The sequence below is a fragment of the Planctomycetia bacterium genome (assembly GCA_016795155.1).
GTDB lineage: Bacteria > Planctomycetota > Planctomycetia > Gemmatales > HRBIN36 > JAEUIE01.
On record JAEUIE010000036.1, the window covers coordinates 90,017 to 109,242 of the forward strand.

The 19,226-nt window shown below is 50.3% G+C and carries 18 protein-coding genes; 3 read left to right on the top strand and 15 right to left on the bottom strand.

All coding sequences use genetic code 11. The features are described 5' to 3' along the window. Positions 1 to 11: 11 nt before the first annotated feature. Positions 12 to 176: a hypothetical protein gene (locus tag JNJ77_13970; GenBank protein MBL8823692.1), complete on the top strand. Its 165-nt coding sequence runs from the start codon at positions 12 to 14 to the stop codon at positions 174 to 176. Here the strand turns inward: JNJ77_13970 and JNJ77_13975 are convergent, their stop codons facing one another. From JNJ77_13975 to hpt, 5 genes are all read right to left on the bottom strand, one after another. After that, positions 177 to 1,352, bottom strand: coding sequence for a hypothetical protein (locus JNJ77_13975; protein ID MBL8823693.1), 1,176 nt, complete (start codon positions 1,350 to 1,352; stop codon positions 177 to 179). A 72-nt stretch (positions 1,353 to 1,424) separates the two neighbouring features. Beyond that, positions 1,425 to 2,408, bottom strand: coding sequence for a hypothetical protein (locus tag JNJ77_13980; protein MBL8823694.1), 984 nt, complete (start codon positions 2,406 to 2,408; stop codon positions 1,425 to 1,427). After that, positions 2,405 to 3,157: a hypothetical protein gene (locus tag JNJ77_13985; GenBank protein ID MBL8823695.1), complete on the bottom strand. Its 753-nt coding sequence runs from the start codon at positions 3,155 to 3,157 to the stop codon at positions 2,405 to 2,407. The genes JNJ77_13980 and JNJ77_13985 overlap by 4 nt, the downstream gene beginning before the upstream one ends. An 85-nt stretch (positions 3,158 to 3,242) precedes the next feature. After that, complete coding sequence (locus tag JNJ77_13990; protein MBL8823696.1) at positions 3,243 to 4,100, bottom strand: aminotransferase class IV; 858 nt, start codon at positions 4,098 to 4,100, stop codon at positions 3,243 to 3,245. 9 nt (positions 4,101 to 4,109) lie between these two features. Then, positions 4,110 to 4,688, bottom strand: a complete 579-nt coding sequence (gene hpt / locus JNJ77_13995) for a hypoxanthine phosphoribosyltransferase (GenBank protein MBL8823697.1) — start codon at positions 4,686 to 4,688, stop codon at positions 4,110 to 4,112. Positions 4,689 to 4,778: 90 nt separating this feature from the next. Here hpt and JNJ77_14000 point away from each other — a divergent pair, with 90 nt between their 5' ends. Beyond that, positions 4,779 to 5,711: a serine acetyltransferase gene (locus JNJ77_14000; protein ID MBL8823698.1), complete on the top strand. Its 933-nt coding sequence runs from the start codon at positions 4,779 to 4,781 to the stop codon at positions 5,709 to 5,711. Between the two features lie 11 nt (positions 5,712 to 5,722). Further along, complete coding sequence (locus tag JNJ77_14005) at positions 5,723 to 7,051, top strand: PQQ-like beta-propeller repeat protein (GenBank protein MBL8823699.1); 1,329 nt, start codon at positions 5,723 to 5,725, stop codon at positions 7,049 to 7,051. A 62-nt stretch (positions 7,052 to 7,113) separates the two neighbouring features. Here the strand turns inward: JNJ77_14005 and JNJ77_14010 are convergent, their stop codons facing one another. The 10 genes from JNJ77_14010 to JNJ77_14055 all read right to left on the bottom strand — a co-directional run bounded on the left by JNJ77_14010 (position 7,114) and on the right by JNJ77_14055 (position 19,186). Continuing rightward, positions 7,114 to 8,454 carry a hypothetical protein gene (locus JNJ77_14010; GenBank protein MBL8823700.1) on the bottom strand — a complete coding sequence of 447 codons (1,341 nt, stop codon included), beginning with the start codon at positions 8,452 to 8,454 and terminating at the stop codon, positions 7,114 to 7,116. A 68-nt stretch (positions 8,455 to 8,522) separates the two neighbouring features. Beyond that, the gene (locus JNJ77_14015; GenBank protein MBL8823701.1) at positions 8,523 to 9,098 is read right to left on the bottom strand and encodes a nucleotidyl transferase AbiEii/AbiGii toxin family protein; all 576 of its coding nucleotides are present in this window, start codon (positions 9,096 to 9,098) and stop codon (positions 8,523 to 8,525) included. Beyond that, on the bottom strand, positions 9,073 to 9,336 hold the full coding sequence (locus JNJ77_14020; protein ID MBL8823702.1) for a hypothetical protein: 264 nt from the start codon (positions 9,334 to 9,336) through the stop codon (positions 9,073 to 9,075). Before JNJ77_14020 ends, JNJ77_14015 begins: the two co-directional genes overlap by 26 nt. Positions 9,337 to 9,418: 82 nt before the next feature. After that, entirely contained in the window at positions 9,419 to 11,824 is a 2,406-nt protein-coding gene (locus tag JNJ77_14025) for a DNA gyrase subunit B (protein MBL8823703.1), read from the bottom strand. Between the two features lie 228 nt (positions 11,825 to 12,052). Beyond that, positions 12,053 to 12,898: an ABC-2 family transporter protein gene (locus tag JNJ77_14030; GenBank protein MBL8823704.1), complete on the bottom strand. Its 846-nt coding sequence runs from the start codon at positions 12,896 to 12,898 to the stop codon at positions 12,053 to 12,055. Beyond that, positions 12,898 to 13,482, bottom strand: coding sequence for a hypothetical protein (locus tag JNJ77_14035; protein MBL8823705.1), 585 nt, complete (start codon positions 13,480 to 13,482; stop codon positions 12,898 to 12,900). Before JNJ77_14035 ends, JNJ77_14030 begins: the two co-directional genes overlap by 1 nt. 1 nt (position 13,483) lies before the next feature. Then, the gene (guaA, locus tag JNJ77_14040) at positions 13,484 to 15,037 is read right to left on the bottom strand and encodes a glutamine-hydrolyzing GMP synthase (GenBank protein MBL8823706.1); all 1,554 of its coding nucleotides are present in this window, start codon (positions 15,035 to 15,037) and stop codon (positions 13,484 to 13,486) included. Between the two features lie 126 nt (positions 15,038 to 15,163). Then, positions 15,164 to 16,471 (bottom strand): hypothetical protein, encoded by a 1,308-nt coding sequence (locus JNJ77_14045; protein MBL8823707.1) that lies wholly within the window; start codon positions 16,469 to 16,471, stop codon positions 15,164 to 15,166. A 142-nt stretch (positions 16,472 to 16,613) separates the two neighbouring features. Further along, on the bottom strand, positions 16,614 to 17,699 hold the full coding sequence (locus tag JNJ77_14050) for a hypothetical protein (GenBank protein ID MBL8823708.1): 1,086 nt from the start codon (positions 17,697 to 17,699) through the stop codon (positions 16,614 to 16,616). A 323-nt stretch (positions 17,700 to 18,022) separates the two neighbouring features. Then, positions 18,023 to 19,186, bottom strand: a complete 1,164-nt coding sequence (locus tag JNJ77_14055; GenBank protein ID MBL8823709.1) for a hypothetical protein — start codon at positions 19,184 to 19,186, stop codon at positions 18,023 to 18,025. Between the last annotated feature and the right edge of the window lie 40 nt (positions 19,187 to 19,226).

Below are 19,226 nucleotides of genomic sequence, written 5' to 3' on the forward strand. Positions count from 1 at the left end.
CGAGGAACGAAATGGAAAACCAAGTGAAGCCACCACAAGGTGTCAGCGGGAAATGGATTGTGATGATCATCATTCCGGTGGTTATCTTATCAGCCATCTGGCTGGCCTATAATCGCTGGAATTTCAAGCATCCCACCAGCCTGGCTACACCACCTGAAAATAAAACGGCACCATGATCAGGATGTTTTGCGAACGACAGGTTTATTGCCTGGCGCCAGTCGCATATAGGGAGCGTAGGGGCCCAGTTTTTCTGTTCCATATACCCGTGCATAGTACATGAGAAGTCCATGCACTGCGTGATAAAGCGCTCCACCTTCCACTGGATCAAGCTGAACATCATAGACCAGTTTCGTCAGGTAGCTGGCCGCATCTTCCATCCAGGGTTCTCGAAGTTCCGAATCTCTGGCAGCCAGCGCAAGCCATTCGAAGGTATGGCCTGTGGTTGACATGCGCGTGCCGATATCCGACACATTGCCCTTCTTTACCAGATAATTGGTAGAAAAAGAACCATCTTCGTTGCGGATGTTCTTAACAGTAGTCTTGTAAGTGTTGAGTTTGTCGTCTATGCGTTTCCAGATGCCAGTGAGCTTACCGCCGTTTTGCAGATGGACATTCAACGCCCACGACAGACCAAACAGGCGATGGGTGCCGCCGCACGCCAGAGGCAGTTGTCCAATCTTGACTGCTTCATCAGGATCCATGGGTGAATCGAGTTCGTAGCGAACCATATCTTCCAGCGTCAGTGATTCATTGAACTGATTGGTCCATGATACCTGTGTTCCTTCATATTCAGAGACTATTAGAATGGCCCAGGCTAGTTCCTGTTTGCGTGTGACACTGGCACGGAACTTGGAGTAATTGACAAAGTCTGAAAACTTGTAGTCTTTATCGTACACCTTGAAGGGAAGCGACAATGGTACTCCCCACTGTGCCATCTCCGCCACAAACTGGTCCTGGTGGCCTTGGGCGAAAAACATGTCGGGTGCTGCTGCAGTATAAACATCAAGCCCCTGGGAACGGATATCAAAACGTAAGCCAGGCATCTCGCCACCCATGCGGATGTAATCAAGCGCCTTGACCTTCTTGCCTGCTTTCTTGTCATTCAGCATCAGGTCAGGCCCCAGACCCAGAATACCGTGGAAAACTGTCCAGAAACCATGGGAGGGATCAAGCTCCCGCTTGGCGATCATCTGGATCGCTTCATACATGCGTTTTTCCAGAGGATCAGTCACCGGCCCGGTAGTGGTGGGGGCAGTTGCGGTATTCACCGGTGGTGGAGCAGGGGGGCATCCCGTTGAACTGAATGCCAGAACGACCAGTAGAACCGTAAGCACGTAGCCAGCCTGTCGCATGGCGAATCCGCTCCTGGACAAGTTTTGTTTCATTCGTGAATTACACTCTAACAGTATTATTGACCATAATGTTCATTTCACCAAACGCAGCAAGGGTGAAAGCAGCCGATTCCATTCTGCATCGGTCAGATAACAAAGGCAAATAAGTAGAAAAATCGGTCCCAACAATGGAATCGGGTAGATGATCATGAGTCCTACGCATCCGACAACTGCACCGCCCAACAAAAGCCAACGAAATACTCCCGTTTTCCAGGCAAAAGTCGGAAAGAAAATCTGCCACGCCAGTACCACATACGCCGCTAACGAGATCATGCTTAGATAGCTTGATGCCCGGCTCCTCAGGTCGTTGATGGCTTCGAGTGTCAGCGTGGAAGGTCGATGTGCCGGATACCAGAATGCCACGCCAGCCCACCATTCTGCCATCTGCAGTTTGTGCAGACCCATGATGCAGATGGCGAGTGCGAAATGCACCTGCATCAGTCGCAGCGCCAGATTGGCTGCATTACAGTTAGACTTTGAATCTTTCAGCGAACGGCCGATCCAGTACGTGGTGGGAGCAAGCAGTTTTTCCAGCCAGGAACCATTCGTATCAGTGATATGCAGCAGGAGGTATCCAATCATCAGATAAAAGGAGACGATGCGGAATAACACATCCGTATCAATTTCGATGAGCGGATTGGCAGTAAACGAAACGACGATAAGCCACGTGAGCACACTGGTGATCCTGGTAAAGAATCCGAGTGTGAACAAGGCGACCACGACAATGCTGCCCCAATAGAAAGCCGATAAGGCTCCGGGACTGTCTGGAAGTACGTAGAGCAGCGACCAGTTCTGTCTGTCAACCATGTCTGAAGCAGTTCTGCCTGCCTCGGTGAAGGCCTGCTGATCAAACCATCCGTGATAGCTGAAAAAGTCGGTGAGGTAGCCCGAAAAGGGAAGCAACCAGCACAGAACGAGAATTCCAAAGAAGACGCGCAGAGCATGAAGCCCCAGCAGTTCGCGTCGGGCAAACCAGAATCTGACCCAGGCTGAATACCAAGCTGTTGATTCGTTCACTGGGGGAGCACTCCATAGCTCGATTGAAACCTTCTGAGAACATCTGCAGTAGGTGCTTCATCCTCTACCAGCACCATGGGCAGCACCGGTTCGTACCAGTAACGCACCAGCTCTACTTTGGGTTGTTCATATTGCCGTCCCAGGAACCGTGCAAACGATTTGGCAATCAGATACTGTGAGGCTGAAGGCGTCATGAAATTCTGATTGCGAGGAACCGCATTGGGGTTGTCAGATTTCAGCACCATGCGGTTATCCCCATCCGGGTGCCACCAGCGAACATTCTCCAGAGTCTTTCCAGGTGCTGCGATGACAACACTTTGTGGTGGTGGCAAAGGCTCATCATTACCCAGTTGCTGTGCAAGCTGAACTTGTCGATATCGAATGGAGGACGGTGCTTCAGGATCGGGAAAACTCTTCTTGCTGATGACATTACCAGCAGCATCTCTGAATATGCCTTCAAAACTGATTTCGAGCGTTTCCTGCCGAATGGAACTGAAACGAAAACTGCTGTAAATCCTCAACAAACGCTGATATTGTTCCAGTAGATTGATGCCATTCACACTGAAACGCCCAATGCTGATTGCAAACTGGGGTGGTAATGCCTGCATATTGCCATTGGGAGTAGGCCAGGGGCCACTGGAAGTAAACAACGAAGTGTGCAAAGCACAAAACAAATGGAAAATAATCAGCAGGCTGCCGATCACCATCACCCATCCAGGTGGGTAGGTTGAGCCATTCTCCCGGGGCATTCGCTATCTCCTGTGACGAATCACATTATCTGGATAGCCGAATTTGCCATTTTCTGCAAGCCGGAGTGAAATAGAGACCTCTGGATTAACTTTGCCGGTTAACGAAGTCTATGAATGCTCTTTGCAGGGCCAAAGTAAAGGCACCAGGCTTACCATTTCCAACCTGTTTTCCATTGATGGAACTGATGGGCAATATTTCCGCAGTAGTTCCCGTCAAAAACAGCTCCTGCAATCTGTCCACTTCCGTAATATGCAGGTGTTTTTCTGTTACAGGCAACTTGAGTTGGTGAATAAGCTGCACGGTAACCATGCGTGTGACACCGGGGAGAATGTCGGGCGATAACGGACCGGTGCGAATAATGCCATCCACCACTCCAAACAGACTGGACCGGGTGCCTTCTGTTATAGTGCCATCAGGCCTTACCAAAATAGCTTCTGAGGCCCCTTGTTCTTTACCTGCCTGAAATGCCAGCACGTTGCCAAGCAGATTCGTACTCTTCACATCACAACGGTGCCAGCGCAAGTCAGGCTGAGTGACTACTGCAATACCCGTGTGTCGCAACTCGCCGTAGGGATCTTTGAACGATTCAACAAACAGAAACTCGGTAGGCACTGTACCAGAAGGCGGAAAGGCATGTGACCGTGTAGGGCCAGCGCCACGTGTAATCTGAATATAAAGAAACGCTTCGTCGAATGGCCCCGCGGCAATGGTATCTTTGATGCGTTGTCGCAATCGCGATAAATCTATTGGGCCGATCCTCAATTCCGATAGACTTCGTTCCAGCCTTGCCATGTGCAGATCAAGAAAGCGAGGTTTACCATCAACAACGTGCAGGCCTTCATATACCGCATCACCAAAGAGAAAGCCTCGATCAAGGACGGAAACTTTTGCTTCCGCAAGTGGTTGAATAACACCATGAAGATTAGCCAATGCAGCAGGCATGGTTACCTTTCAGCTTTTGAATGCATTTTCCATCACCGCTTCGGTGATTACTTCAGGATGATGAGCTAGATGCAATTTGGTCTCATCCAGAATACCGATGTAAGGCAACTGGCGATAATCATCATTGAAATCGAGGCCGTAGCCAATCACGAAAGCATCAGGTATTTCGAAGCCGGTGTAATCGGGTTCAAACGGGATTTCCTGCCTGCCCCGTTTGCGGAGCAGCACAGCGACTTTCAACGAAGCAGGCTCCTGGCCACGCAGGAATGAGACGACGCCAGACAACGTCCGTGCGGTATCCAGAATATCATCAAGCAGGATAACATGTCGCCCATTGACATCGGGAACTAATCCAGGAAGGATTTCCAGATGTCCCGGCCTGGTAGTGGAGCCTCGATAGCTGGAAGCTCGCAGGAACCCGATACGGGTGGGTACTTTTAACGCTCGCAGCAGGTCTGCCATGAACATCAGGCTGCCGTTAAGTATTCCAATGAGGGTGATGGGTTCTGATCCGAAATCGAGGGCGATTTCCTGTGCCATCTGCTCAATGCGTTTCTGAATTTGCTCAGCAGTAAGGAGTACCTGCATATCCAATTCCTGTGGAGGCAACTTTCCCTCATGATATCAATCGAAGGAAGAGTCACATAGAATGAAGAGAGTAATCCCGGGAGTAACACTATGACCACGCCGGACCCGTTGCCGCTGCTGACCGCCAAGCTGGTGGAAACCTATTCCGCATCAGGTATTGCCAGCCATCTGGGGCAGCATCCCATGCCCAGCCGGGAGGCGATTCGTGGCGTACTCGACGACTTGTTCGAACTGGTGTATCCAGGCTATACGCGTCGACAGAACCTGCACCTCGGCAATATCACATATCACGTTGGTGATTTGCTGGATGGCCTTCATGATCGTTTATCCAGGCAAATCAGTCGGGCACTGCGGCACGATCCTCATTGCCCGGAGTCTTCAGAGGATGTGGAACAGATTGCCAAACAGCGGGCACACCAGTATCTGAGCAAATTGCCTGCTATTCGAAAATCACTGGAGCAGGATGTGCAGGCAGCTATGGATGGTGACCCGGCTGCAACGAGTACCGCTGAGATTGTCTTCTGTTATCCGGGCCTCTATGCGATTACGGTATACCGTCTTTCGCATGCGCTACTGCAGTTGAAAGTACCTCTGATCCCCCGCATGATGGCAGAATACTCCCACAGCCAGACGGGCATTGACATCCATCCTGCAGCCTCGATAGGTCCCCGGTTTTTCATCGATCATGGTACCGGTGTTGTCATTGGCGCCACCTGCATCATAGGCCAGAACGTTACGCTCTATCAGGGTGTAACCCTGGGTGCCTACAACTTCCCCCGTGATGATGCGGGCAATCTGATTCGCACTACCAAGCGGCATCCAACGCTCGAAGACCATGTCATAGTTTATGCAAATGCTTCAGTCCTGGGTGGCGATACGACAGTGGGGCATCACAGCATCATCGGTTCCAATGTCCGGTTGTCCCATTCCGTGGCGCCTTATTCCAGCGTGATCATCGGCGAGCCATCGCTTCGCATTCGCACGAAGAATCAACCCAACGACAATCTGCAATTCGATATCTAACGAGAGGCAACATGTTTACATTGCTTTGCTCCATAATGCTGGTTGGCACGCTGGAAGGCCAGGATTGGCCCCAATGGCTGGGGCCACAGCGTGATGCCATCTGGCGTGATACTGGAATCATCGAACGGTTCCCTGAGTCAGGCTTGAAAGCCAGGTGGCGTGTTCCTGTCGGTAGTGGCTACGCCGGTCCAGCTGTTACCGATGGCAAAGTCTACATCAATGATCGTTCGCTCAAGTCTGGTACCACTAAGCCTAAGAGTGATTTTTCACGAGTTGGTTTACCCGGCAAGGAAGCCATTCGCTGCTTGGATGCTGCCACTGGCAAAGAGCTTTGGAAGCACGAGTATGATTGCACGTACGATATCAGCTATGCTGCCGGGCCTCGTTGCACGCCGATCGTAAAGGATAAGAAGGTATACTCACTCGGAGCCATGGGTGATCTGCTCTGCCTGGATGCCGAAAAGGGCACAGTACTCTGGTCAAAATCATTCCCGAAAGAGTACGGCGTGAAAAGTCCGATGTGGGGTTGGTCTGCATCACCTTTGCTCGATGGCAATAAGCTCATCTGTATCGTGGGTGGCAAGGATAGTGTCGCAGTTGCTTTCAATAATGATACCGGTAAGGAACTCTGGCGAGCGTTGACCGCTGCAGAACCAGGGTATTGCCCGCCGGTGATTTACACCCTGGGTGGAGTCAGGCAACTCATCATCTGGCATCCGGAATCGGTGAATGGCATGAATCCGGAGACCGGCGATGTCTATTGGACTCAGCCTTTCAAGATTCAAGCTGGATTAAGCGTGCCGATGCCAAAAGCCTTACCCGGAGACCGCCTGTTTATTACGGCATTCTACAACGGCCCGATGATGCTGAAAATTGAACCGGGGGAAAAGCCGAAAGCATCACTACTCTGGAAGGGCAAGAGCAACAGTGAAGTTCGCACCGATGGCTTGCATTCCATCATGCCAACGCCCTTTATCATGGATGGTCACATTTACGGCATCTGCAGTCATGGCCAGTTGCGTTGTCTCAAGGTCGATACCGGTGAAAGGGTTTGGGAATCGATGAAAGCTGCTGAAGCAGGACGCATGGCTCGTTGGGCCAATGCTTTCCTGGTTTTTCACGAGGAATCAAAGCAGTTCTTCATCTTCAACGAGAAAGGCAACCTGATCATTGCACGGTTGTCACCAAACGGATACGAAGAAATCGGCAAATGCAACCTGCTCGAACCTACGCAGGTAGCTAATGGCAGAGATATCGTCTGGACGCATCCTGCATTTGCCTACCGCTGCATCTTTGTCAGAAACGACAAGGAAATCGTCTGCTACTCGCTGGCGAAATAAAAAGAAACAAGGCTCATCATGGTTCGATGAGCCTTGTTCGTGTTTGAATGAATTTGCGTCGATCACTTAGTGCCGCCCGTTGTCTGTAGCGTGGGCAGGCTGACCGTCTTCACCAGCGACAGATCACGACCAGCCAGTTTTGCTGCCTGCTCGGTTTCCACTGTAAAGGACAACAATACCTGGTCGCCTCGCGGCCCAGCTACTGCATACACCACTTGCTGCATCGGCAGATCACTGGCAGTTCCCGTGGTGGAGACCTTGCCAATCCAGAAGCCTGGGGCAGCATCCACGTTGGCCTTCTCAATGACTTTCTCAAGCTGGTATCCCGGAGCCTGCTGGATGAGTTTCTCGATTTCATCGAGACTCATGTGCTCACCCGGTTTCATCTGCTGATAGGGATTCAAGTTCATCTGAGCGATCAATTCGCCACGATCCAGCAGACGCATGACAACTTGTTTCTCATTCTTGGAGACAACGCCCCACTGGCGATCATAGTGGAACGCAAACCGATTGTTGGCATCGCGGAACTCCAGCATCAAGAGCGCTGCTGGTGGCTGAGCAGCAATGGTGGCTGCCTTGCCATCCGTCACTTCCGTGAGAGCCAGACCATGCTTCCAGGTGGCTGTCACTTCGGTTTCGATTTCGCAAGCGGGATTGAGAGGCCCCTGATCCTTGTTTTCACGGTATCGCCAGGTGCATCCAGTGAACTTTTTGGTTTCCAGACTGTAAACCAGTCCTGCAGCCAGTGATGCCTTCAGAGTTGCACCTTTCAGGATTCCTTCGAGTTCGCCAGTCAATGTTACGACAGCATGGTTTCGTTCGATCTTTTCCAGTTTGCATTCCAACTTGCTGGAAATCACCGCATCCACACCAGCCAGCGACTGGGCAACAGGGATGGAAACATCCCACTTCTCGCCAATTGCTACTTCCTTATTGGGTAACAGGCCATGCAGAGCCAGCACATCGAGATGCTCAGCAGTAATTTCCAGTTCTTCATCGGTCAGTGGCCCAACCGGTGAGTAGGTTATGGTGGGGCTGTCTACACTGGTATGGGCAGCGATGAAGCGGCGATCGCTGCGTAGCGTTTTGGTCAGCGATTTGTCTTGCAGGGTGATATCGGCTTTGGCAGTATTATAAAACCGGCCAACACTGGTGGGCTTGCCTTCACTGACGGTCAGCACTCGTTCTTCAAATTCGTGCTTGGCGCCAGCCTTGAGGTCAAGCCCTACTACCTTGTCGCCATCGCGCAGTTTGATCTTGCCAGTGAGTTTCATGTCGAGGGCCAGATGCCAGCCATCACCTGGCTTCATTTCGTTTTTCAGCAGGACTTTATCCTGGGCATAATTCAGAGAAGTGATACTCAATAACAGCAGCAGTGCAGCCGTTTTCCGTAATCCGCGCATGGTGTGATCCCTCACGTTCAAGTAACGTGGGGAAGATACCGTGAATGGTAAAAAGGGTCAACGCGAGTCTATTTGGAACGCGTGGTGATCTGTTGGTAGTGTTCTTTGAACCACTGCATTGGCGGGTCGGAGAGATCGCCTATTGTTTGCCATTCAGATTCTATGTAGGAAAGGTTGAGTTTTTCGCTGAAACCGGCAATCAGTGCCTGAATATCAGATTTATCATTATCCCGAAATGCAATGAGTTTGAGCAGGACCATGGATTCCGGCGTTGCCACAGAGATGGGCTTGCTCTTCCATATCACTTCCTTGGCAGTTTCGATTACATGTTGGTACAACGCCAAAGGAGGGTTCAGCCAATCGATTCGATAACCATCAAAATGGAGCACTAACACTTTGTCCTGTGTCCAGGCTCGGATGGCTTGGGATTGATCAAGTTCAAAACCTTGCTGATTCAATTCATCAAGCAAACCCGGGAGTGAAATCTGCGGGATCTGCACAATGAAATCAATATCCTTGGTGAAACGTGCGTGTCCAAGGTAACTGAGGGCGACCCCGCCAATCAGTGCATATTTTATCTTTCGTTTCTCAAAGGCTGCACACTGGATATCCAGTGCATCAAACAGTTTGGCTGAAATCGTCATGCCAATGGCTCTTCTTGCTGTTGAACAGGCGTTGATGCGCCTGTTGCCATGCCAGTTCGTTCTTTTCACGGGCTTGTTCTTCGATGTGCTTGTTTGGCGACAATTCAATAAGCTCAAGTCCCGTTTGAATCATGTCGGCCAGTATTTCAAACTTGCGATCCACCGAAAACTGGTTGAACCTTGCCATTTCTTCACGGATGACGTCATATTGATTGGGAAAGCGGATAAGCTGCTGCATACGCCAATTCCGAGTAAGCTGATACAAAATCATACCGTTGTTTGAGTTGAATTTCAATTGCTGCTAAAGTTGCATCAGAACGTTACACATCCAGATTACGAACCTCTAAAGCATGCCGTTCGATGAACTCCCGTCGGGGTTCCACCTTGTCGCCCATCAGAATGCGGAACATTTCATCCGCCTTGATGGCATCTTCCAGCTTGACCTTCAGTAGCGTTCGCTTTTCCGGATCAAGCGTGGTATCCCAGAGTTCTTCTGGGTTCATTTCTCCCAATCCCTTGAACCGCGTGATCGACATGCCTTTTTCACCAAACAGGCGAATCTGTTCCGGCATGAATCGCAGATCGGTCAGCGAGCGTGTAATGTCGCCATTTTCCAGAGAATATCGTGGAGGAGGCTCAACGCCGGCAACCGCTGGCGGGGTAATCAGACAATCAATGCCCAGACCAAAATCTTTCAACTTTTCGGCATGTCGCATCAATGCTTTCACTTCATGCAGTTCCTGGAGTTCAGCAGCGGGAAGGTCAGGCTTCGCAGCTGTCTCGGCCTGGATATAGGCTTCTGCCTCTGGTAAAGTCTTGAACCAGCTTTCCTTGCCGCCGAAGAACACCCGACACGAAGGCAGAACACCTTGTTGTGCATGTTTCAGCAATTGGGGAAGCGTTACGCCTTTGCGTTCCAGCGTGTTGACGGGAGTTTCCAGTGCATGAAGCACGCTAAGGAGCGGTTTCAACTGTTCGCCCGCCAGTGATTTGCTGTTTTCGATTTTCAGCGAGGTACCATTAACACCTCGATCCAATAACTCTCTATCCATCATTTCCTTGGTTTGAACGTAGCGTGTCTGTTTTTTCTGAATCACGCGATAGAGTGGTGGCTGGGCAAGATAAATATGTCCTTCGCTCACCATGAGGGGCATCTGGCGGTACAGAAACGTCAGTATCAGGGTGCGAATGTGGCTGCCGTCAACATCGGCATCGGTGAGCAGGATAATCTTGCCATAGTTGCGTTTGGAGGTGTCTTCCGCCTGGCCAATGTCGGTACCGACAGCGGCAATAATGTTGCAGATTTCTTCGTTGGCCAGCATTTTGTCGATACGGGCTTTTTCAACGTTGAGAATTTTTCCACGAAGTGGAAGTACAGCCTGGTAATAACTGTCGCGACCACCATCTGCTGAGCCACCTGCCGAGTCACCTTCCACGAGGAATATCTCACATTCATCGCGGTTTTTGCTGCGACAATCCATCAGCTTGCCAGGCAGGCCGCCACTGTTCAGAATGTTTTTGGTTTTGCGAACCAACTGCCGGGCTTTGGCTGCAGCTTCACGTGCCTCAGCAGCCAGGATTACTTTTTGTACGATCTTCTTGGCGATGGCGGGGTTTTCTTCCAGGAACCTGCCCAGTTTTTCTCCTACCACGCTGGCCACGATTCCTTCAATTTCTGCTGTGGTCAGTTTTTCCTTTGCCTGGTTGTTGTACTGCGGATGAGGGGCACGGAGGTTGATGATGGCGGTCAGCCCTTCGCGAAAATCATCACCTTGAAGGTTCATGCTTTCCTTAACCATACCCTGCTTGGAAGCATAGTTGCCAATAGTACGTGTTAGCGCCGTACGCAAGCCTGAGACATGTGTGCCACCGCCAGAGTTATGGATGTTGTTGGAATAGCCTCGAATACGTTCTGCTTCAGCGGTGATGTACTGCAGCGCAGCCTGTACATCTACGCCATCGCGTGAATCATTGACGTATACTGCCGGATGCAGAGCGTCATCCGTACGGTTCATCCAGGCGAGATAATCAACGATGCCACCTTCATAGAGGAATGATTCTTCACGCCCTTCCACCCGTTCATCTTTCAGCTTGATGCAAAGCCCGGGGTTGAGAAATGCCAGTTCTCGCAGGCGGCTTTCGATCGTATCGTAGTTGAATTCGCAATTCGGGAAGAAAGGTGGTTCAGGATCAGGACGGAAGGTGATTTTCGTACCAGTTCCCTGTGTAGCGCCCAGTTCCTGAATGGGAGTGCTGGGTACACCGCGTTCGTAATCCTGCTGATACAATTTGTCGTTACGGCGGACTTGAACTGTGGTCCATTCGGAAAGTGCATTGACGGCTTTGATGCCCATTCCATGCAAGCCACCCGAAATCTTGTAGCTGTCCTTGTTGAACTTGCCACCCGCGCCTACTTCGCACATGACCAGTTCAAGCGTTGGCCTGTTGTACTCCGGGTGAATGTTAACAGGGATGCCTCGGCCATCGTCTTCAATGCTGATGCTGCCATCGACATGGATGGATACGCTGATGTTCTTGCAATATCCCGCCATAGCTTCATCAATGGAATTATGAATGACTTCATAAAAGAGATGGTGCATGCCTGCTTCAGATGAAGCCCCAATGTACATACCCGGATTCTGCCGGATATGGGCTGCATTCTTCAGAACTTGAATATTGCTTTCATCGTAAACTTGACCGTTAGAAACTGGAGGCACTTCAGCCATTACTCACCCTTTTCTGGTCGCATATTTGAGTTACTAGCAGCTTCATTGAAGCACACCATATTCTATCCAAACAAGCTGATTAGACGATGATAAACGAAGATAATTCCTGCGTTTATTGAATACATAAGTCATTGATAATTAAAGACTTGCGATTCTGACGTTAACCGTGGTCTATCGCTTGCATTGACACTGCCATTTAAACACATGTTCGTCGAAATTGAACGGCGATTACCCACCAAAAGCACTGTATCTCTTCAAGCCTCGTAGGTAGAAAATGCGGGCGAAAATCATGCAGCCAACGGCCCAACCCGTGCCGATGAGTAATCCTCGAATCAGGTCCCAACCTTCAATTTTGTTGAGGAAAACCATGGCTGGAAAGTATGCCAGGTATTGGAAAGGCAACAGTTTTAATCCTTCAGCCCAACCCGTGGGTAACAAATCGAGTGGGAACATATGTCCCGAAACGAAGAAATTGATGGTGTTGATGATGTAAAGCAGAGAGGAAACTTCCAGCATCCAGAAACCGATGCAACCCATGCAGATTTCAAAGAAGAACCCAATGGCAAATCCCAGGAGGAGTGCAAACACGTAGGCACACAACTGCCAGCCCCACGGACCAGTATCGAAGTAGCTGTACGCTAATCCAAAGATGATGGCATACGGTGGAACCGCAGTAATGATGTAGGCAATTTTGTGAGCAATGCGGTATGCCAGCAACCAGCCAATCATATCCAGAGGCTGAACGAGATATTTCTTGAGGTCACCCTGTCTGATGTCTCTCGCGATGCCATTCGAGAGGCCAGGCATGGAGGAGAACATCCTGCTGACATGCACCAGCAGCAGGTAGGCAATCATTTCATTGAAGCGAAAGTCAGATAATTTCTCGGTGCCTGCTCCCCTGTAAATGGCTGTCCACAGCAGAATCGTGGTTAACATCGGCAGGAAACGGAGCAGGGTGCCGAAGAAAAAATCGCCCCGATATGCCAGTCTTTCAATCAGAGCAGTTCGGCAGATATTGGTATACTTGGCCAATACCTGCAGTGGAGACAACACGGGGATTCCTGATGTCTGCATCACGGATGATATCCAACGACCAGGGATGATTCCTGCTTGATGTATTGCATGACCATCTGCAATTGCAGCTCTTTATCAGGTTTTTTGCCACCTCGGTTGATTTTAGTATCTTTCGCTACAAACCGGTTGCCCAGCCATTCGAACATATCGTAAATGGTAGGTTCATTTTCCATGGATCGCATGCGATCCATCAGGCTGCCCGGCGCAGGTAACTGTTGATGCTGATGCCGGGGATTCATGGAGATGGCGAGCCAGCAGCGAATGACGCGCCAGCCGAAACGATGCCAGATCAGTTTTTCGTCGAGAACTCCCCGGTTCACTTGTGAAGCAAGCATATCGTAAAAGGCGAGTACCGGGTGATAGCCCGACAAGGCATTTTCAGTGGAATGCAGATGCTCATTGATCCGAATGGCAAATTCCTTGCGAGCCAGGATCATGCCTGGCTCACCAAACTTCGATTCCAGGGCCAGCAGGAGATTGGCAGAATTCAGTTGCCGGGCGCGGCGCGTCTGGTAGAAGATGCCGCCCAACCCGACAATGGCGACAAGAGCATTAGCCCAGGCTGCCCACGATCCAAAATCCATGTTATTCCCATTCAATGGTGGCCGGTGGCTTGCTGCTGATATCGTAAGCCACGCGGTTCACTCCGCGTACTTCGTTGATGATGCGTGTAGATACTTTGCTGAGAAATTCATGCGGTAAATGTGCCCAGTCTGCTGTCATGAAATCATCTGTTTTGACCGCACGCAAGGCAACGACGCTGTCATACGTTCGTCCATCTCCCATCACACCAACGGTTTGTACCGGCAGCAGTACCGCAAAGGCCTGTGAGACTTCACGATACAAGTGGGCCTTGTGCAGTTCATCCAGAAAGATGGCATCTGCCTGGCGAAGGATATTCAACTTTGCTTCTTCGACTGCGCCCAGGCAGCGAACCGCCAGCCCTGGACCAGGGAATGGATGCCTCCAGACCATGGATTCAGGCAATCCAAGTTCAAGTCCCATGGCACGGACTTCATCCTTGAACAAATCGCGAAGTGGTTCAATCAGTTCAAACCCTAATTGTTCAGGCAATCCGCCTACATTGTGGTGGGTTTTTATGGTAGCTGCTGGACCGTCTGCTGCTGCACCACTTTCGATGACATCCGGGTAAAGGGTGCCCTGTGCCAGGAATCTGGCGCCTTGTATATTTTTAGCTTCCTTTTGGAAGACATCGATAAAGATATGTCCGATCAGCTTACGTTTCTGTTGCGGATCGGTCACACCTTTCAAGGCATTCAAGAATTGTTCTCTGGCATCGACAACATGCAGATCAGCTTTGAAATGATTTTCAAAAGTCTCGCGAACGGATTCCACTTCACCGGCACGCAGCAGGCCGTTGTTCACAAAGATGCAAGCCACCTGTGTGCCGGCAGCCTTGATCAAGAGTGCAGCGACTACTGCAGAATCAACACCACCTGATAACCCGCAGATGACTCGGTCATTTCCAATGCGTGTTTTCAATTCATCAATGGTTTCACGGACAAATGACTGCATTTTCCATTGACCGGTGCATCCACATATCTGATATAAGAAGTTCTTCAGCAGGATGCTGCCCAGTGGTGTGTGACTTACTTCGGGATGAAATTGCAAACCATAGACCGGTTTGGTTTGGTGTTGCACTGCTGCAATCGGGCACGTGGAGGTGGAGGCCAGTGGAGTGAACAACCCACCGGCATCAATCACCTGATCGCCATGACTCATCCAGACGGTAGTTTCCTGGGGCAGGCCGGCCATCAGTGGATGATCAGTTTTCTGTATCTGCAGATGAGCTCGCCCAAACTCCCGTTCTTTGGCTGGCTTGACCTGTCCACCCAGCAAATGACAGGTTAATTGCATCCCATAGCACAATCCGAGAATGGGAATGCCCAGATCAAAGATGGCTGGATCGCACGTCGGTGCACCTTGATCGTAAACACTATGGGGGCTACCAGAGAGAATGATTCCCGTCGGCGCCAGTTCTTTTACGCGTGATGCAGGCAGGTCAGCACGAACAATCTGAGCGAAGACATGAAGTTCCCTTACCCGTCGTGCAATTAACTGCACATATTGGGCTCCGAAATCAAAAATCAGGATGCGTTCATCGTGGTGAATACTCATTTCACTATTCTAGCAATCAAAAATGGTAACAGGTGTCTGTAATACTGGAAGCTATCTAACGTATGAGTTGAAAGTAAAACGAAAACACCAGCCCGCAGGCTGGTGTTGATTGAAAAAGACATGACATCATCCTGCCAGGCGGATATCCATTACAGGGCCTTTGAGTTTCCGTTTATTTGGACTCGTGAACATCCAGATGATCGCTGCCAGGGCTAGAAAGAACAGTGGCAGAATGAGATCTCCAAACGCCCAGCCTTTGGGAAAGTCGATGAAAAAGCGGTAGAGTAACCGGTTGACAGGTTCCAGGTAGTACATGGCAATAGCCATCAAACGCTGAGTGCCCCACTCCTGTCTGCAATCGCCCGTTATCTCATATTCCCGCTGGGCGGTCAGCATGGTTCCGAAAGCATTGAGAGATTCTGTTTTTACCAGCTTGGTGGGATAGCCTGCTTGCTCCAGCAGGTTGCGAGTCCAGGCCCAGATGGCGTCTTCACCCCTTCGCACGATACCGGCAGGAGCTTCAGCGTTTGGCTTTGCTTCAGATTCTGGAAGGTTTTGACTCCCTCCGCTGAGAGTTGTTCCACTGCTCGAAGTTGGTCGCGTTCCGGCAGTTTCGGTTGGAGCATTTTTTTCAGGAGGGGGTTGTTCCTTTTTATCTGCATTTTTTTCAGACTCCTGATTTATGAGCAGCATGGTTAGATAGGCTGCAGAGGGAAACTGAAAAGCAGTTTTTTCCTTATCGTTCTTTGCCGGTTGTTTTTCGGGTGACTTATTCTTCTCAGGGCTTTCGTTTGTATTCTTTTCGGGAGCAGTCTTCACAGGTGCTGTGGATGGTGGCGGACGTCTGCCACGCAAGATTGACTGAAGTGGCGGGGCTTTGATTTCTGGCTTATCCGTGAAGGTCGGAACGGGAAGATAATGGATCAGGAATGGCAACAGTAATGCAAAAACAACCAGAAGCTTAGCCAATGTGCCACGATTGGCTTTCATCGGCAGTGCGATTTCACTTACCTTGCGGCCTTGTGAAAGAAACTCCACCTTGGCGCCAAGCAGCTTACCTGTCATGAGAGGCTGAACAACGAAATGTGCTTCTCCACCTGAAATAGCCATGATGACATGGGGCGGAGTGACAAGTGCTCCAGGGACTGTTAACTGTACCACGATAGGTGGATCAAATCCGCCTGAAAGTGTTTGCGGTTTGAAAGCTTCTGCTTCACCACTGACGGAAGTCAGTGTAATTTTCAGTGGATGCAGTTTTCCAACTCGCATCCGGCTTGAATATCGGACGATGGGAGTTCGCAGATATTGCTGTGATGTCTGCAGACGCGGTTGTTCGCCTCCACCTACTCGAACACCCCCTGGCGTGGGGGGGGCCGAAGGAGGCTGGTAGGATGGTCCGGCCATCGGGCCGCGGGGTACTGGTTTCTGTTGCATGGCAACTTCCAAATCGTGAAGCCTGAGATGTTCTTACTTTAGCTCAAGGCACGCGAGGTTACCACCACTACTGAAACTTTTCATTGAGAATCATAAAAGCTCGAAGTTCATTGAACTGCATCTTGTCGCATAGCAGCGCAGTTTAATGAGGTATCGGCTGACCTAGATTGGCACGCAGTGGTTTCCAGCCAGGGGGGGCAGAAGTTGGCATTGACGGTGTTGCGTCAACAGGTGACCACGGACGATCCAGTGAAACTGCTGTTTGTGCTGGTGTGCTGCTGCTCAACTCGTCACCTGGATTATTGCCACGAATGACTGCGCTGGTACCTGTTCGAGTGCCGCTGACTGCTGACACATTATTTCGCGTATCAACACGGGCAGCCTGGGATTGGCTGGAATTATTGCTGTTGTTGCTGGCAACCAGTGTGGTGGACTTGCCAGGATGATCCTGGAGCAGTGCTTGCGGGTTGCACCAGGAGAGCATCCATTTCAGCCAGACTTGTTCGAGTTGTTCGATATTGCGTAACCCATAATGCTTATTTAATGCGCGGTCCCAACCTATCTGTGGCTGGATGCCATCGGCAAGGAAATCAAGAAAAGCTCTTTTGTTACTTGACTCGACCAGGAATCGAACCACCGAGTATCCTTCGGCATACAGCGTAATGACATCTTCACCGGTTCGCGGATAGGTCATCATGGTCATCAGGGTTCGCAGGCGATATGCCTGATTTCCCTGTGCCAGGTAACGACGAATCAGATCATCATGTTTTTTGCGTTCATGATCATCTTCCGAAAGCACCGAACCACCTTCATCGGCCCAGCGGGGCAGAGGCTGGCGGAACTTGTAGGCAAAGACGGTATGTGTGATTTCGTGAGGCAGCACACTGTTGACAATGCGCTCCAGCGAACCTGAAACCAGCATACGTTGATCGAGAATCGCGCCGTTATCAAAAGCAAATGTCGTTTCGCCTGAGGAGCCACTGGGGGTAACTTGAACTGTTAGTGGGCATTTCTTGCCCCAGGGTGGCATCTCGCGGCCCAGCCACTCCATGGCTTTTTCTCGTCGCCAGCGTTCTGCATACTCGCCCACTTTCTGGGCGATCTGCTGATTCGGCGCGTTGACCACAAAATTGGCTGTGACAAATTCACCAGCACCATAGGCGGGTTGAACAAAGACGTTCCACACCACCAACAGGCCGAGAATGATGTTAAACTGGCGAAGAATCATGAGCTGTTCCAATCCCTGGAGTGCGCAAGGCACACAGTCAACACCATTCTTCCCGCAAACGGAAGGCCAAGCTACTTCAGTTGCTGCCAGGCGCACCGATTTATTTGCCGTAGTGTCAGACCTGTACGGTAGTTACGACAAACTAGACTGGTGAAACCTTTTCGGTCAGGTAAACTGTTCCTGCTGGGGATTTTGTAAATCCTTCCTTTTACAGCAGGTGCTTCTTACAAAACATCGTCGATAGCTCGATGAGGAAACGAGTCTGGCTATGAAAATGAAGAATAATGATCTTGACCTGTGTGGCAGAACTCTTGCAGGTATCATCATTCCTTCTTTTGCACTTTCCAATCCGCCGGAAGATGCTCGAAAATCTGTTGAGCATACAGCGGTACGCCCTGTTGATTGAAGTGATAGACAGGATCGCCTTTCAAATAATACTGTTCATAATTGTTGCCTAATGCCTTCCGCAAATCATCGGTTGCATTGTAGTAGTGCAGATTCTTTTCCCTGGCAATTTTCTCAACTGCATGAAATACCAGTTGATTAGGTGTCGGTTTTTCTTTGGTACCCTGTAGATGAAACGGATTAGGATGACACACCCACAGCACGCGCTGCCCTGTTCCAACCTGCTGGATCAAGACATCTGCCAATTCTCGCAGATTGTTTTCAAACAGCAGAACTGCATCGCGGTATTTTTCGTTCACATTTTCAGATTGATCGCTGATGGATTCACAGACCTGGTCGGAAATGCGATTGGTTTTGCCTGCATCCATTTTGGGATATGCAAAACGGGTGTGATACAGTTTATGCACCAGTCGGCAGGTGTAGAGCCAGTGCTGCTTGGCATCCAGAAATCCCTGGATGAAGAAAGCATAGCCGGGTGTGGAACGCACTCGGACTATTTTTCCCTGTTCATCACGCTCGACCAGGTTGCGATAGCGGAAGGCATCATCTCCCATATCGGTGTTGTCAATTACGACCACCACCATATCAGGCTTCACCACGGGAAGAATCTTCCTGGCCTGCACCACAAAGATACTGGGCGAATAGGAATAGTACCCGGCATTAAAGGGAATCATGGGAATGCCAGCATCCCGATAACGTGACCAGATTTGCCAGGGTATCTCTGCTTCCTTGCCATAGCCCTGCATGAACGAATCACCCATGAACAGCATTCTCCAGGCACGACGATCATCCTGGGCCGATTTCGGAATGCGATCAAAACTATACTGGATGATTCCATTTTCATCGTAAGGCCAGGTGGCCAGATGTTCGGGACGATGATTCAATTCTTCAGAAACAATGCCCGGATGTATCTCAGCCATGTTCAGATCAAACCAGGGCCCCAGTTTCTGCTGCAAACGCAATCCGATTTCCAGCAGCAGTAATCCGAACAAGATCGAAAACAGCAGTTTCCAGAGTACATGAACGGGCTTTTTACGTTGGCGAGATGAATAGGGAGAAGCAGGAGGTACGGATGCACTCATGATCAAATATCTAGCCGTATGGATAACTTTCTCATTCTAT